At 55.5% G+C, this 15109-nt stretch carries 18 protein-coding genes; 13 read left to right on the top strand and 5 right to left on the bottom strand.

Going from position 1 to position 15109, the window contains the following annotated elements:
- The first annotated feature begins 19 nt into the window (after positions 1 to 19).
- A complete protein-coding gene (locus tag C8N36_RS16430) occupies positions 20 to 2251 on the top strand; it encodes a hypothetical protein (RefSeq protein WP_245910901.1) in 2232 nt (743 codons plus the stop codon).
- Positions 2252 to 2414: 163 nt separating this feature from the next.
- Here C8N36_RS16430 and C8N36_RS16425 read toward each other — a convergent pair whose 3' ends face one another.
- Together C8N36_RS16425 and C8N36_RS16420 are read right to left on the bottom strand one after the other, a co-directional pair.
- Positions 2415 to 2651 (bottom strand): DUF2842 domain-containing protein, encoded by a 237-nt coding sequence (locus C8N36_RS16425; protein ID WP_097805887.1) that lies wholly within the window; start codon positions 2649 to 2651, stop codon positions 2415 to 2417.
- Positions 2652 to 2655: 4 nt separating this feature from the next.
- Entirely contained in the window at positions 2656 to 3951 is a 1296-nt protein-coding gene (locus C8N36_RS16420; RefSeq protein ID WP_097805888.1) for an adenylosuccinate synthase, read from the bottom strand.
- A 74-nt stretch (positions 3952 to 4025) separates the two neighbouring features.
- Here C8N36_RS16420 and C8N36_RS16415 point away from each other — a divergent pair, with 74 nt between their 5' ends.
- A complete protein-coding gene (locus C8N36_RS16415; RefSeq protein WP_097805889.1) occupies positions 4026 to 4538 on the top strand; it encodes a GNAT family N-acetyltransferase in 513 nt (170 codons plus the stop codon).
- Positions 4539 to 4578: 40 nt separating this feature from the next.
- Positions 4579 to 4974, top strand: coding sequence for a DUF6524 family protein (locus C8N36_RS16410; protein ID WP_097805890.1), 396 nt, complete (start codon positions 4579 to 4581; stop codon positions 4972 to 4974).
- 17 nt (positions 4975 to 4991) lie between these two features.
- Here C8N36_RS16410 and C8N36_RS16405 read toward each other — a convergent pair whose 3' ends face one another.
- From C8N36_RS16405 to nthA, 3 genes are read right to left on the bottom strand one after another with little or no spacing between them, the layout of a single operon-like run.
- Positions 4992 to 5321 (bottom strand): nitrile hydratase accessory protein, encoded by a 330-nt coding sequence (locus C8N36_RS16405; protein ID WP_097805891.1) that lies wholly within the window; start codon positions 5319 to 5321, stop codon positions 4992 to 4994.
- Entirely contained in the window at positions 5318 to 5992 is a 675-nt protein-coding gene (gene nthB, locus C8N36_RS16400; RefSeq protein ID WP_097805892.1) for a nitrile hydratase subunit beta, read from the bottom strand. Before nthB ends, C8N36_RS16405 begins: the two co-directional genes overlap by 4 nt.
- On the bottom strand, positions 5989 to 6609 hold the full coding sequence (gene nthA / locus C8N36_RS16395) for a nitrile hydratase subunit alpha (protein ID WP_097805893.1): 621 nt from the start codon (positions 6607 to 6609) through the stop codon (positions 5989 to 5991). The genes nthB and nthA overlap by 4 nt, the downstream gene beginning before the upstream one ends.
- Positions 6610 to 6735: 126 nt before the next feature.
- Between nthA and secG the strand changes: the two genes are divergently transcribed.
- From secG to C8N36_RS16345, 10 genes are all read left to right on the top strand, one after another.
- A complete protein-coding gene (gene secG, locus C8N36_RS16390; RefSeq protein ID WP_097805962.1) occupies positions 6736 to 7113 on the top strand; it encodes a preprotein translocase subunit SecG in 378 nt (125 codons plus the stop codon).
- 173 nt (positions 7114 to 7286) lie between these two features.
- Positions 7287 to 8930 carry a CTP synthase gene (locus C8N36_RS16385; RefSeq protein WP_097805894.1) on the top strand — a complete coding sequence of 548 codons (1644 nt, stop codon included), beginning with the start codon at positions 7287 to 7289 and terminating at the stop codon, positions 8928 to 8930.
- A gap of 100 nt (positions 8931 to 9030) precedes the next feature.
- Entirely contained in the window at positions 9031 to 9819 is a 789-nt protein-coding gene (locus C8N36_RS16380; RefSeq protein WP_097805895.1) for a 23S rRNA (adenine(2030)-N(6))-methyltransferase RlmJ, read from the top strand.
- Between the two features lie 138 nt (positions 9820 to 9957).
- Entirely contained in the window at positions 9958 to 10401 is a 444-nt protein-coding gene (locus tag C8N36_RS16375; RefSeq protein ID WP_097805896.1) for a tellurite resistance TerB family protein, read from the top strand.
- A gap of 65 nt (positions 10402 to 10466) precedes the next feature.
- Entirely contained in the window at positions 10467 to 10907 is a 441-nt protein-coding gene (locus C8N36_RS16370; protein ID WP_097805897.1) for a tellurite resistance TerB family protein, read from the top strand.
- On the top strand, positions 10904 to 11659 hold the full coding sequence (locus tag C8N36_RS16365) for a PhnD/SsuA/transferrin family substrate-binding protein (RefSeq protein WP_097805898.1): 756 nt from the start codon (positions 10904 to 10906) through the stop codon (positions 11657 to 11659). The genes C8N36_RS16370 and C8N36_RS16365 overlap by 4 nt, the downstream gene beginning before the upstream one ends.
- A 62-nt stretch (positions 11660 to 11721) precedes the next feature.
- Positions 11722 to 12534, top strand: coding sequence for an ABC transporter ATP-binding protein (locus tag C8N36_RS16360; protein ID WP_176527112.1), 813 nt, complete (start codon positions 11722 to 11724; stop codon positions 12532 to 12534).
- A 49-nt stretch (positions 12535 to 12583) separates the two neighbouring features.
- Positions 12584 to 13306 (top strand): transporter substrate-binding domain-containing protein, encoded by a 723-nt coding sequence (locus C8N36_RS16355; RefSeq protein WP_097805899.1) that lies wholly within the window; start codon positions 12584 to 12586, stop codon positions 13304 to 13306.
- A gap of 95 nt (positions 13307 to 13401) precedes the next feature.
- On the top strand, positions 13402 to 14283 hold the full coding sequence (locus C8N36_RS16350) for an ABC transporter permease (protein WP_097805964.1): 882 nt from the start codon (positions 13402 to 13404) through the stop codon (positions 14281 to 14283).
- Positions 14280 to 15086, top strand: a complete 807-nt coding sequence (locus C8N36_RS16345) for an ABC transporter permease (RefSeq protein ID WP_097805900.1) — start codon at positions 14280 to 14282, stop codon at positions 15084 to 15086. The genes C8N36_RS16350 and C8N36_RS16345 overlap by 4 nt, the downstream gene beginning before the upstream one ends.
- Positions 15087 to 15109 lie beyond the last annotated feature (23 nt).

Genomic DNA, 15109 nt, shown 5'->3' with positions numbered 1-15109 from the left:
TTCGAGCAAGATACTTACAGTGTCTTATGGCACTTTTTCATGCACGGCAGAAGGGTTCGAAGATCCCTTGGCGGTGATGAAGGATACGACACATTTTTTTCGCTCCGTAGTGGGCGAAGACAGATTTTTTGGTGCGGAACCTCCGCAATTTGACCCCGAATTGGCAAGTGAGCTGATGCGAGAGCAGGTAACGATTCCGGACGGCGGACAAGTTCGACTGGACTTGCCCGGCGCAGGCGCCGGAGTAGCAGCATCGTCAGGTGCCCTGGCCGCAGCCCTTGCTGCCGGTCCGACTCGTGCGAAAGCGGAGCCCAAAGAACACTTTGCCCTTCCTGACGATGATACCATTGATGCGACGGCCTATGCGCCGGAAATCCCTGACGATGCTCAGGCCCAGGATTATTTGGCTGATGGCGATTTGGCCATAGAAACACCCCAGACGGAAGATCTCGACCTTGACGCGCTGCTTGTTGAGGATGCAGATCAAACGGCCTTGATGGCCGAGCCGGTTCGGGACGCGCCTGCTCCGCGTCCCGCCGGTGCCGCAAGTGTTGCTGCCAAACTGGACCGTATCCGCGCCGTTGTCTCTGAGACAGCAACCGATGACAACACGTCTGAAAAAGCCGACGCCGATTTTGACAGTAACGTCTTGGAAGCCTTGCACAAAGACATCCCCACAGAGGATGAAGCCGGGTTGGAAGACCCGTTGTCAGAGACGAGCGAAGACGACAATCTGTTTGCCGACACGATTGCCGGTTTGATGCAAGCCGATCAAGGCACCGGACAAGAAGACACGCTTTCGGATGTCGACAAGGTTCTTGAAGCCGCCTTTGATGAAAACGGCGAAGACTTTGATTTGGCTTCGGCACTTGATCAGGTCGATGAAATCGAAACTGCAAAAGAAGGTGCCTTTGCAGCATGGGATGCAGACGAAGACGACACTGGCGAGGACAACACTGAAGCTGCCCCAGCGGATCTGTCAGAGACAGTTTTTGACGACGAAGACGACGACGGTCAGTTTTACGACGAGGCCGACGAACCCGAAGCCCCTGTTGCAGTTCCCGTCAAAGCCCGGGTCATTAAGGTAAAACGCAGCGATTTTGACAAAGCCATTGCAGCGGGGCAACTCGAAGAAGTTGCGGAAGAAGCCCCCTCTGACACGCCGGTTGCGCCATTGGCCGCAACAAGCAGCCTAAGCCTTGAAGAAGAAGAAGAGCTGGCCCGTGAACTGGCTGCGGTCAAAGCCGAGCTGGCGGGCGAAATGGACAATTGGGATGACGACGTTGAAGCCGCTACTCCGGCATCGACAGTCGCCAACGATGATGATGACTGGGATTGGGACGAGGACCAAGAAGACGATCTGTCCGACATCAGCCCGGCACCACTGCGTCTCGACAACCCGGTTGCAGCATCAGATCAAGATTGGACCTCCAAAGACGACAGTCAGGACGACGCAAACCTTGCAGCGGCCATAGATGGAGCGCGCAAAGCGATCAAAATGGCCAGTCCTGCCCGTGCCATGCTGACCGAGCAAAGCGTCGAAGACAATGATACGTCTCGCATTCTTGACCAGACCAATACCGAATTGGAAGAACCAGAAGGCAACCGCCGCCGGAGCGCCATTGCACACCTGCGTGCAGCTGTCGCGGCAACCAAGGCCGATCGCCTTTTGGGCCGCAAACCGGTTGAAGAAGAAGAGATTGAACCCTACCGCGAAGATCTCGCCAATGTCGTGCGCCCTCGCCGCCCTCAGGCAAGCCCGGCCCGTACGGAACGCCCAAGCGTAGAACCTGCTCGATCAGCTCCGTTGAAGCTGGTTGCAGAGCAACGTGTGGCCGACGTCGCCGACGCAGCGCCGGTTCGTCCGCGTCGGGTGAACCGCACGGCTTCAGATGCATCGCCTGCGGCGCGGTCCGTACGCCCTCAGGAAAATGCTGCGCCCGCACCAATTGCTCCTCGGTCTGTGGATGGAAATTTCGCGGCCTATGCTGAAAGCGTCGGCGCGAATGAACTGCCGGAATTACTCGAAGCTGCAGCGGCTTATATGTCCTATGTTGAAGGGCTTGAGCAATTCTCGCGTCCGCAATTGATGACAACCGTGCGCCAAGCAGAAGCCAAAGAATCCAGCCGCGAAGACCGCCTGCGTAGTTTCGGACAACTGCTGCGTGAAGGCAAAATTGAAAAGACCAGCGGCGGCCGCTTTACCGCGTCTGAGCGGATCAGCTTCAAACCCTCACGCGCTGCCGGGTAACCCCACAGCACCACATAAAAAGGCGGCCCCGCAAGGAGCCGCCTTTTTTTATCTAGCGGGACGGTGGGCGGGGCGCATTTCCGAAGGAAACAGCGCCGATCCACCGCTCCAGAAACCACCGCCAAACCAACCTAGTGCAGAACACCCAATCGCATGAGTTCCATCAAGGATCTTGGTCCTCAGCATCCGGGTCCGCCTGACCAATACCCAAAAAGATTGGCTTGAACGGCAACACCCAAGCCACACCCAAAACCACATAGACCAAAAACTGCACCAACCGTGGTAATGCAGAAAGGTCAACCCGGTTCACGATTGTAACCGCAACCACGATGTAGATCGGCATGCCTATCAGCAAGATAAACAGCGCCCAGCGCCGTCTGGCTTTGTAACTTAGGGCCACAGGCTCAATCCTCGAACGGGTCAGTTACCAAAATGGTATCATCGCGTTCAGGCGAGGTCGACACCAAGGCAGCCGGACATTCGATCAACTCTTCGATACGGCGCACATATTTCACCGCATTGGCAGGCAGATCGTTCCAGCTGCGCGCACCTTCCGTGCTTTCAGACCATCCGGGCATTTCTTCGTACACCGGCTTGCAGCGCGCCTGCTGATCTGCCGCTGTGGGCAAATAATCCAGTTGCTTGCCGTCCAACTCATAGCCGGTGCAAATCTTAAGGGTCTCAAACCCGTCAAGAACATCCAGCTTTGTCAGGCAAATGCCTTTGATACCAGACGTCGCACAGGTTTGGCGCACCAAAGCGGCGTCAAACCACCCACAGCGGCGCTTTCGGCCGGTTGTGGTGCCAAATTCATGGCCGCGCTCACCCAGACGTTGACCATTGTCATCATCCAGTTCCGTCGGAAACGGACCTTCGCCAACACGAGTCGTGTAGGCTTTAACGATCCCAAGAACGTAGTTGATCGCACCAGGGCCCATACCAACCCCGGTTGCCGCCTGCCCTGCAATCACATTCGATGATGTCACAAAGGGATAAGTGCCAAAATCGATATCCAAAAGGGCACCTTGAGCGCCTTCAAACAAGATTCGCTTTCCGGCCTTGCGCTTTTCATTCAGCACTTTCCAAACCGGAGCCCCATAAGGCAGGATTTCTTTTGCAATTTCTTTGAGCTGCGCGACAAGCGCATCGCGATCAACTGCCTCAATCCCCAAGCCTTTGCGCAGAGGATCATGGTGCTGCAACGCGCGATCAACCCGGGATTCCAGTGTTGCCTCATCCGCCAGATCTGCAACACGAACCGACCGGCGCCCCACTTTGTCTTCGTAGGCTGGGCCGATGCCGCGACCGGTGGTGCCGATCTTGGTGCCTTTTGAGGCAGCCTCTTCACGGGCGCGATCCAGCTCTCCGTGAATCGGTAGGATCAGCGGAGTATTCTCGGCGATCATCAGCGTTTCAGGGGAAATAACGACCCCCTGAGCCCGCACAGTTTCGATCTCTTTGATCAGGTGCCAAGGGTCCAGCACCACGCCGTTGCCAATCACCGACAGCTTTCCGCCGCGCACCACTCCCGATGGAAGTGCATGCAATTTATAGACTTTTCCGTCCACTACCAGCGTATGGCCAGCATTGTGACCACCCTGAAACCGCGCAATTACATCTGCGCGGCTTGACAGCCAGTCCACAATCTTGCCTTTGCCTTCGTCGCCCCACTGAGCGCCCACGACAACCACATTCGCCATAACACATCCTCTTCGGTGATGGTTTTCAAACCCGCGCCGGTATATCCAAGCGTATCGAAACAGGAAACCGCTAAATGGACGCATCTGCAGAAAGCTTTGTTTCATATCGCTGGGCGCGGCCTGAAGATTACGAAACCTTGGGGCAAATCATGTATGATGCGATCCATGCGCAGCCCAGTGCATATTCATCTGCACAGCGTCAAGCATGGTGCCCAAAACCCCCAAGCGGACCTGACTGGAACGCCAAGCTTACCGCGCAACATGTGGCCGTCGCCGTGCAGGGACAGCACTTGCTTGGAATGGTCACTTTAGGGCCAGACGGCTATCTGGATTTGGCGTTTCTGCTGCCCGAAGCCCGCGGAAATGGACATTTGCGCCAAATGGTTTCCATGATTCAAACCCGCGCCTTGTCGTTGGAGCTAGTGGCAATCACAACCCATGCCAGCCTTACAGCCCAAGCGCCCTTTGCCGCGCTCGGATTTGATCTGCTTCGACATGAAACCGTTGAACGTTTGGGCCAGCAGTTGCCGCGGGCCTTGATGCGCCTATCGCTCGAAACCGCTGGACCTGACGGGGCAATCCGCTAGACCTGAACCCATAAATTTCGAAGTCCCCTCGGAGAACCCTATGAGTTTTGCCTTACGTTGGCTGTTTGCCTTTGTCCTTTTGGCCGCCACCTATAACCCCACCCAAATTAGCTTTGTCCATTGGGCAACGACAAGTTGGAACACTGACCTGCCGCTGATTGCCCTGTCAGGTTTATTGTTGGTGATTGGCTACGTAATCTACATTCGCGCCACTTTGCGCAGTATTGGCGGGCTTGGCATGGCGTTGGTTTTCGCGCTGGTTGCTGCGATTCTCTGGGTGCTTTGGGATTTTGGCTTGCTCGACCTCACCAAACCGAAACTGGCAACATGGGTCGGCATTCTGGCCCTGTCCATTGTATTGGGCGTTGGCCTCAGCTGGTCGATCATCCGGCGCAAACTCTCTGGCCAGATCGATGCCGACGACATCGACGAATAAGCGTTATTGGCGGGGGTCTACCCCGCCTCACCTGTCGCAATACGCACCGGCGCGCCATGCGGTGTGGCCAAATAGGCCCGCTCCCAAGACGTTTTTAGCGCACTGAGCGCCTCCAGTTCTGCAACACCTTTTTCTGAGCAAATACGCTCCAAAGCGCCCACCCAGGCTAGAAAATAGTCGTCCCCACCGTCCAATTCCTTGGTCAGGCCATGTTCGGCCAAGACAGCGCCAAAGACCTGTGTCCATTCTGGCCAGTCAAAAACTCCGCGCTCGTTCAGATAAACAGCAAGAGCAAAGGCTTGGGCGTGCCATGGGGCTTCGAACACAGGGGATGGCGCGCCACTCATGGCGCGGGCTCCAGATAGCTTTCCCACAAATCGCAGGTGACCTCGTCGCCTACCCTCTCTGCCTCTCCCCAAAGATCCGCCGCATCAAATGCAATGGTATACAATGGTTCGGGCCTATCCCCCAAACGGTGCGCCGACGCATCCGGCAAGACGTGGCAGCCATGGGACAAGATGACCTCTCCCTTCATGCCAGCGGCATATCCGGGCAAGCGGGTATGCCCGCCAGAGACAAGAACATTGCGGGCGACATGGCGGGTTCGTACCCGATCACCAATATTGAACGCAGGCGCGGCCCCATCACGGGCAGATGGCCCGCCCGATGCCAAAACAGCAGCAACCTTGTCTGCACGCAAGGTTTTGTCGGTCAAATCAGATGGGGAGGGCTCGGCTCCTGCCATCTCGGCTTTGGTGACCACACCGCTGTCCACCAATAAAACAGCCAACGCCGCCATCCATTTTTCATAATAGGTAAAGCGCGCATAATCTTTGGGGGATAGGCATTCGCGGGCATGGCGGGAAATGTCGATATTCCATTTGCCTAAACCACCAGCTGCCAATGTCAGTGCCAGCGCGCGCGCATGCCAATTTTCTACGAAAATTGCTTCACCGTCCGGCTCAAATCCGACCGCTCCATCACCAAAGCGGCCACCCATGTCATGCACCCGGCTCATTGCGGCACCTGTGCCAGCCCGGTGCCAATCATAGATTCGCGGGTGACCAATTGCGTCAATTGCGCTTGGCTCATCCCATCCGTACCGGCTGGCCGCTGCGGGATTATCAAATAGCGAACCTCAGCAGTGGAATCCCAAACGCGGATTTTTTGCGTTTCAGGCAATATCACACCAAATTCGGCCAATACTTTGCGCGGTTCACGCACAACACGGGCGCGGTAGGCGTCGGATTTATACCAGCCTGGCGGGATTCCCAACAAAGGCCACGGATAGCACGAACACAGGGTGCAAACGACGACGTTGTGAACCTCGGGCGTATTGGCAATCGCCACCATATGTTCACCCTGACGGCCATAGAACCCCATCTGGGACACCGCTTCGGTGGCGTCATTCATCAAGAGAGTGCGAAAATTCGCATCCGTCCAAACGCGCGCCACAACCTGTGCACCGTTTTGCGGACCAACCTTATGAGCATAGGTTTCGATAATTTCATCCAAGGCGGCCGGATCCAGCAACCCCTTGCGTTCTAACAATGTTTCCAGCGCCTTCACCCTCAGTGCAGGGTCTGGCGGCAGCAAGGAATGGGCGTGATCGTCGTCATGGATATCATGTGGCATGGGCAGATCATGGCCAAAGCATTGCACTGCGTCCAGCGGTTTCGCACAAACCCGCGCGACTTCGGCTTGCGCCGCGCGGCTGCATCCCCTACATACCGGCGAAACCGAAAGCATGCTGCAGGCCCCATGGAAAACGTAATTCTCATTGTCCACCTTCTTCTTGCGCTAGGCCTTATTGGCGTAGTGCTCTTGCAGCGTTCCGAAGGCGGTGGCCTTGGGATGGGCGGCGGCGGCGGCGGGGCCATGAGCCAACGCTCAGCTGCGACAGCCATGGGCAAAGTGACCTGGGCCCTTGCCATTGCTTTTATCATCACCTCGATTTCTTTGACTGTCATCTCCGCGAAAAACGCTTCTGGCTCTTCGATCTTGGATCGTGTTGGCGGCGGTGCTCCGGCTGTAGAAGAAACAGCTGATCCTGCTGGTGAATTGGATACCGACGCATTGTTGCCGCCTCCTTCGGCTGGTGGTGATGCGGATGCGCCTTTGGTGCCAACCGCCGACTAACTTCTACAAGAAATTGGCTCCAGCTAAGGTGCCGCAACAGTATGTTGCGCTTGGCTGGACATTTGCTTGCGAATCCACTACAGCTCAAATCCCGTGATGCAGTCGTTTTTTAACGGCTTGCAACGCAGTGTTTTGAGATTCCTACTCATGCTAAACTCACGGGGTTGCTCCACATGGCACGCTTTATCTTTATCACCGGCGGTGTGGTTTCTTCGCTTGGCAAGGGCCTTGCATCTGCGGCCTTGGGTGCCTTGCTGCAGGCACGTGGTTATTCGGTCCGTTTGCGCAAACTGGACCCTTACCTAAACGTCGATCCCGGCACGATGTCGCCTTTTGAACATGGCGAAGTGTTTGTCACCGATGATGGCGCTGAAACCGATCTGGATCTGGGCCACTACGAACGCTTCACCGGCGTTCCCGCGACACGTACGGATTCCATCAGCTCAGGCCGCGTTTATACCAATGTTCTGGAAAAAGAGCGCCGCGGCGACTATCTGGGCAAAACCATTCAGGTCATTCCGCATGTGACCAACGAAATCAAAGACTTCATCAGTATTGGCGAAGACGACGTAGATTTTATGCTGTGCGAGATTGGCGGCACTGTAGGCGATATCGAAGGCCTGCCTTTCTTTGAAGCCATCCGCCAATTCGCCAATGACAAGGCACGCGGCCAATGTGTCTTTATGCACCTGACGCTTCTGCCGTTTATCAAAGCCTCGGGCGAGCTAAAGACCAAGCCAACCCAGCATAGCGTCAAGGAACTGCGGTCCATTGGCCTTGCGCCCGACATTCTGGTGTGCCGATCCGAAGGGCCGATCCCAAAGAAAGAACGCGAAAAGCTGGCTTTGTTCTGCAACGTCCGCCCAGATAGCGTGATCGCGGCCCAAGACCTGAAGTCCATCTACGAAGCCCCGCTTGCCTATCACCGCGAAGGTATGGATCAGGCGGTTCTGGATGCATTCGGCATCGCGCCAGCCCCCAAGCCCAACCTGACAAAATGGGAAGACGTCGCGGATCGGGTGTTCAACCCCGAAGGCGAAGTCACAGTTGCCATCGTTGGCAAATATATCCAGCTTGAAGACGCGTATAAATCGATCGCCGAAGCTCTGACCCACGGCGGAATGGCCAACCGGGTCAAGGTCAACATCGAGTGGGTCGACGCCGAGATGTTCGAGCGCGAAGACGCCGCCCCCCATCTGGCTAAATACAACGCCATTTTGGTGCCGGGCGGGTTTGGCGAACGCGGAACCGAGGGCAAGATCAAAGCAGCGCAGTTCGCGCGTGAAAACAATGTGCCCTATCTTGGGATTTGTTTGGGCATGCAGGTCGCCGTGATCGAAGCCGCAAGAAATGTTGCGGGTGTGGCCAAAGCCGGATCAGAAGAGTTTGACCACGAAGCCGGAGAAAAACGATTTGAGCCAGTGGTTTACCACCTCAAAGAATGGGTTCAAGGCAACGAAAAGGTGAACCGCAAGGTGACTGATGCCAAGGGCGGCACAATGCGGCTGGGCGCGTATGATGCGGTTTTGACCGAAGGGTCGCTGGTTGAAAAAATCTACGGCAAACAAACGATTGATGAGCGCCATCGGCATCGCTACGAAGTTGACACAGCCTATCGTGAACAGCTTGAAAAGGTTGGCATGCGGTTCTCGGGAATGTCACCCGATGGTAAACTGCCCGAGATTGTGGAATGGCCAAACCACCCGTGGTTTATCGGCGTGCAATTCCACCCCGAACTAAAATCCAAACCGTTCGACCCGCACCCCTTGTTCAAAGATTTTGTACGGGCTGCCAAAGAAGCCTCACGCTTGGTATAATACAAAACGCCCCGAGATCATCCTCGGGGCGTTTTGCTGCCGGATGTGTCGAAGTATCCGTCGAAACCGATCCTTCTAATCCAACATTCCGGGGCGTTTTATGCTGTCTTATCAACATAGTTTTCATGCGGGAAATTTGGCGGACGTGCAAAAACACGCCATTTTGGCTTTTGTGCTGGACTACCTGACGCAAAAAGACAAACCCGTCAGCTATATCGAAAGCCACGCGGGGCGCGGGCTGTATGATTTGACCGATGAAGACGCCCAAAAAACCGGTGAAGCTGCCCAAGGCATTTTGAAGGTCTCCAATTGGTTTGACCGCAAGAACCCGTATTTGCGTGCATTGGCTGCCAGTCGCGACACACATGGCGAAACGGCATATCCCGGCTCTCCCTTGATTGCGCAGGCTCTCTTGCGCCCGACGGACAGCCTGCATCTGGCCGAACTGCACCCCGGCGAAAACAAGGCTCTTGGGCGTGTGGCTTGGGCGCGTAACACCAAAATCTATGAGCAAGACGGGATCGAGCTGGCGCTGAGCCTTGCCCCCCCGACCCCGCGCCGCGGCGTGTTGTTGATTGACCCGTCATGGGAAATCAAAACCGACTACAAGGTCATTCCAGCTGCCATCCACAATGTGACCCGCAAATGGAATGTTGGCATTGTGATGCTTTGGTATCCCATCCTGACAGATAACCGTCATGGCGAAATGATGCAGGGCCTGCGCGATGCCTATCCAGACGCCTTGAACCATGAGGTGAAATTCCCGCCTGCGCGTGAAGGTCACGGTATGATTGGTTCGGGAATGTTTGTTATCAACCCTCCTTGGGGGCTGGCAGAGTTTACCAACACATTGAGCAAGCGGTTTTCCAAACTGGCCGCAAGGCGCTAGTTTTCCCTATTTGCAAAACTAGGGGACCGGCCCTATCTGTCTACATGTGACAATATGTGGCCCAAGAACCACAAGATGTGTTAGACTTCGGTCTGCGGCGAACCAAATGTCGCAGGGATAACAAGAAGGGAAATCCAGATGCTTGAGCAGTTGGCCGCATTTTTTCAACGCAAACATGTGCCTGAGGCCCCCTTGCCGGCACCAGATGCACGCGTGGCATTGGGAACGCTTTTGGTGCGGGTCGCCATGGCCGACAAAGCGTATTTGTTTGAAGAGATTGAACAGATCGACCGCATTTTGGCCAAAGCCTATGATCTAAAACCGATCGAAGCGGCGAAAATGCGCGCCTCCTGCGAGAGGTTGGCCTTTGAGATCAAGGACGATGTCGAAATGGCGCAATTGATCCGCGACAATGTCGAATATGAGCATCGGCGCGAAAAAGTCGAAGCTCTTTGGCAAGTTGTTCTTGCGGATGGCATTTCGGACGAACGTGAAATGGCGCTGGTTGAGCTTGTTGAAAAAGTCCTTGGCGTCGATCGCAACGACTCTGATGCCGCCCGTTTGGCCGCATCCATCGCGTGAAGTCTAACCTAGTGATGTTATAGGGCGGATTGTCTATCGGCCTCAGCCGCCCTATATCGAACCCTATGTTTGGATCATTTCTCACCCGCATCACCGCCGCCCAGCCTGACCCGCTTGCGGCAAATGAATCCAGCCTTGCGCTGACGGCGCTTTTGGTTCGTGTGGCCCGGTCTGACGGTGCCTATGCCGCCAGCGAAAAGGCGCGGATTGATCAGGTGGTCACCGCCCGTTTCAACCTCTCCGATCCAGAAACCAAAGCCCTGCGTGCCGAGGCTGAAACCCTGGAGGCCGAAGCCCCCGATACCGTGCGTTTTACCCGCGCAATCAAGGAAGCCGTGCCCTTCGAAGACCGTGTTGGCGTGATCGAAGCGCTTTGGCAGGTGGCTTTATCAGACGGTGAGCGGGATCAGTTCGAAGACGCGCTGGTCCGCCTTGTTGCCTCCATGCTGGGTGTGAGTGATCGCGATTCCGCATTGGCTCGCCAACGGGTTGAACGATCTGAATGATCGCCGCTCTGCCGATGTACGACCGCGTTGAAACAGCTGCGGCCAATGATAGACTGTGGGGATTGACCCGCGAGGAACTGGGGTTTGGACCCAAGACGCTGACCCGCTCTGGTGATCTTTGGCAGCAATGGACAGCACCGGATTTGCTTCTTGGGCAGACCTGTAACCTACCGTACAGGCTACAATTGCGTGGCAAAGTGCAGCTTGTCGGCAGTCCAGACTATCAGTTGCCCGGCTGCCCCCCTGGATATTACAACAGCGTTTTGATTGCTCGCGCGGATGATGATCGCCCCCTCGATGCCTTGTTGCAGGCGCGTGTTATTATCAACCAAAACCACAGCCAATCCGGCTTTGGCGCACTATGGTTTCACGCTCAAGCATGCAGTGCCGTGCCACACATTGTCGGTGAAAGCGGTGGCCATGCCTTGTCGGCGTTGATGATTTCCCGCGGCGACGGCGATCTCGCTGCCATTGACGCGCTCAGTTGGCGTTTGATCAAACGGTACGATCCCCACGCCGCAAACCTGCGTGAAGTTACTCGCACTACACCGACCCCGGCCACGCCTTTTATCACTGGTTTGAACCAAAACGTCAGGGCGATTCGCTCTGCGCTGGGGCGCGCCATTTCCCGTCTGGACGAAGACACCCGCTCAAAGATCAGTCTACACGGAATTCAGACTTTGAACGAATCAACCTACTTGGATCTTTCGACGCCGCCAGCGCTACAATTTGCGCAGGTTAACGTGTCGTAAACCATCATTTCCCCCGACATTGCAGTCGTTTTGTCCATTGCATACGGCATATGTTTCGCTCCATGCTGCGTGGCAAAACAATATTGCTTAGGTCAGCCGTGAACGAACAAAGCCCTGTCATCGAGATCCGAAATCTGCACAAAGCCTATGGCCAGCTTGAGGTTCTCAAGGGTGTCGATATCACCGCCCATGCCGGCGACGTGGTATCTTTGATCGGGTCTTCCGGATCCGGAAAATCCACCTTGCTGCGGTGCTGCAATCTACTGGAAGACAGCCAACAGGGCGACATCTTGTTCAAAGGTGAACCCGTGTCGTGGAAAGGCAAAGCGCTAAGCCGTCAGCCTGCCGATGCCAAACAGGTTTTGCGTATTCGAACCAATCTGTCGATGGTGTTTCAACAGTTCAATCTGTGGGCTCACATGACCATCTTGCAAAACGTGATGGAGGCCCCAGTGACAGTACTGGGCCGTGACCGTGACGAAGTAGAAGCAACAGCCCGCAAGCATCTCGAAAAAGTTGGAATCGTCGATAAATGTGACGCCTATCCGGCGCAACTTTCCGGCGGCCAGCAACAACGCGCCGCGATTGCGCGCGGACTGTGCATGGAGCCCGAGGCGTTGCTGTTCGATGAGCCTACCAGCGCGCTGGATCCGGAACTGGAACAAGAAGTCATCAAGGTCATCAAGGATCTCGCTGCCGAAGGGCGCACCATGTTGATTGTGACGCATGATATGAAATTGGCTGCCGATGTTAGCGATCACGTTGTGTTCCTGCATCAAGGCTTGATCGAAGAAGAAGGTTCGCCAGCGGATCTGTTTGGCGCACCCAAATCAGAGCGGCTGCAAGGGTTCTTGCGGTCAACAACACACGCCTAGGAAAAGGGCGGACCGGCCAATAGCCGGAAATACCAACTTGGAGAAATTCATGAAAAATCTAGTGATCGGAACCGCCGCCTTGGCGATGTTGGCAGGCGCGGCAATGGCCGAAGGCACTGTTCGTTTGGGCACTGAGGGCGCATACCCTCCGTATAACTTTCTCAACGACGCTGGCGAAGTTGACGGGTTTGAGCGCGAGCTGGGCGACGAGCTGTGCAAACGTGCCGAAGTGACCTGCGAATGGGTGACCAACGATTGGGACAGCATCATTCCAAACTTGGTGTCTTCGAACTATGACGCGATCATTGCTGGCATGTCGATCACGGCAGAGCGCGCAGAAGTTGTTGATTTCTCGCAAAACTACACACCTCCGTCGCCATCGGCTTATGCAGCCATGTCAGCAGATACCGATCTGTCAGGCGGCGTGATCGCAGCCCAGACCGGCACCATCCAGGCCAACCACGTTGTCGACACTGGCGCGACACTGTTGGAATTCCCGAGCCCCGATGAAACGATTGCTGCCGTCAAAAATGGCGAAGCAGACGCGGTTATCGCCGACAAAGACTATCTGATCCCCGAAGTCGAAGCGTCGGCTGAGTTGATGTTCGTTGGCGACGATGTGCCTTTGGGCGGCGGCATCGGCATGGCATTCCGCAAATCCGACCCCGAATTGCGGGCAAAATTTGATGCGGCGGTTGGCTCGATGAAGGCTGACGGAACGCTGAATGCATTGATCATCAAATGGCTGGGCGAAGACAGCCCCCGTTTCTGATCAGCTAATCTAGGGGCGCGCGCAATCCCGCGCGCCCTTTTCATGACACGGCAAGCCGCCCATGCGTCAAAGCCGCCAACATGATGAGGTCCGTTATTTTCGCATATTGCGCAGATCCCGATACGCTTGCAGGCATCAAATGGCTGTCGTGCTACCTGACCACAGGCAAGCACCTGTCATTCTATGGCTCCTTTGGCACGGTCCTTCTTTTGCTGGCGATCACCGCCCCGACAGCCCTGTTGTTCGGCTTTGGCGGTGCTACAGCCGCGCGATCGCCCATAGCCCCGCTTCGCTGGTTCGGGCGCGGCTATATCGCTATTGTGCGCGGCGTTCCTGACATTGCCTTTTTCTTGTTCTTTGTCATCGCTTTGGATCAGGCTTTTGAATGGATGCGCCACAAAGCGCTTTGCCCTGATTGGGATCAACCCATTCGGCAGGGCAATGATTTTGTTGTCTGTGCCCAAGCCAAATTGCCCTTGTCGACTTCGGCACAATGGTTGCACGAAGCTTATGGCCTGACCTTGGCGGTATTGACCTTTGCCATCGTCTTTGGGGCCTTTGCAGCCAATGTCCTATTTGGGGCAATGCGGGCGGTCCCCCATGCCCAACTGGAAACCGCAGCCGCCTATGGCATGTCTCCGCGTCAGACATTCTGGCGGGTCATGGTGCCACAAATGTGGGTCTACGCCCTACCTGGTCTGTCCAATCTTTGGATGGTTTTGATCAAAGCCACGCCACTGTTGTTCTTGCTTGGCGTTGAAGACATCGTCTATTGGGCCCGCGAACTTGGCGGCTCCAAAACAGCGCGCTTTACAGACTATCCGCACGGTGATTGGCGGATGTGGTACTTCTTTGCGCTGCTCGTGTTCTACCTCGCCTTCACAAAAGTGTCCGAGGTCTTTTTGGATCGCATCATGGCACGGCTGACAAAAGGTCAAGCCACCTCTGGCGGCGAAGCGCAAAGGAAAGCGGCATGAGTTGCTGGCAGACAATTGCGGATTATAGTCTGCGTTCAATTGGTTATGGCGAACGACTGCTCCCGCGCGGCGATTTCACCTTGTGCCAACAGTTTACGCTGATCGGCTCTGGTATGATTTGGAACATCTACTTTGGCGTGCTGGCGCTCATGGCGGGGTTCTTCCTCGCCACCGCCCTCGCTTTGGGGAAATCAAGCAACACTTGGGTTCTGCGCAAGTGCTCGGATTGGTTTATCTTTTTGTTTCGCGGCTCACCGCTGTTTATCCAGTTCTTCTTTGCCTATTTCTTGTTCGTCGCGCTCAAAGGATCCGTGCCTGCCTTGGGGGCCTTTACTGCGCCCTGGCTTGGGGCATTGACGGTTTTGTTCCTGAACACCGCCGCCTATTCCGGTGAAATCTTTTATGGCGCACTGCTATCGATCCCGAAAGGTGACACCGAAGCAGCTGATGCATATGGGTTTTCCGGACTGAACAAGTTTCGCAAAATCACGTGGCCTACGATGCTGCGGCTGGCTTGGCCCGCGTATACTAACGAAGCTATCTTCTTGTTCCACGCCACAACATTGGTCTATTTTTCAGGGTTTCCAGCACTAAAACAACGCGGAGACGCGCTGTATTATGCCAACTATTTTGCCGACAAGACGTTCAATCCGTTTGTCCCATACCCGATTTTGGCGGGATATTTCATCTTGTTGACGCTGGTGGTCATCTGGGTTTTCAGTCTTGTGAACAACCGGTTGAACCGACACCTTCCCCAAAACGCCAGACCGAAACTACGCTTTCGCCCGCGCCTTTTGCGCTGATCAAGCAAACTACCTGCTCGATA

The organism is Pelagimonas varians (genome assembly GCF_003208435.1).
Lineage (GTDB): Bacteria > Pseudomonadota > Alphaproteobacteria > Rhodobacterales > Rhodobacteraceae > Pelagimonas > Pelagimonas varians.
Note: the sequence above shows the minus strand (reverse complement) of the source record. Positions and strands in the feature narration are given on the sequence as shown.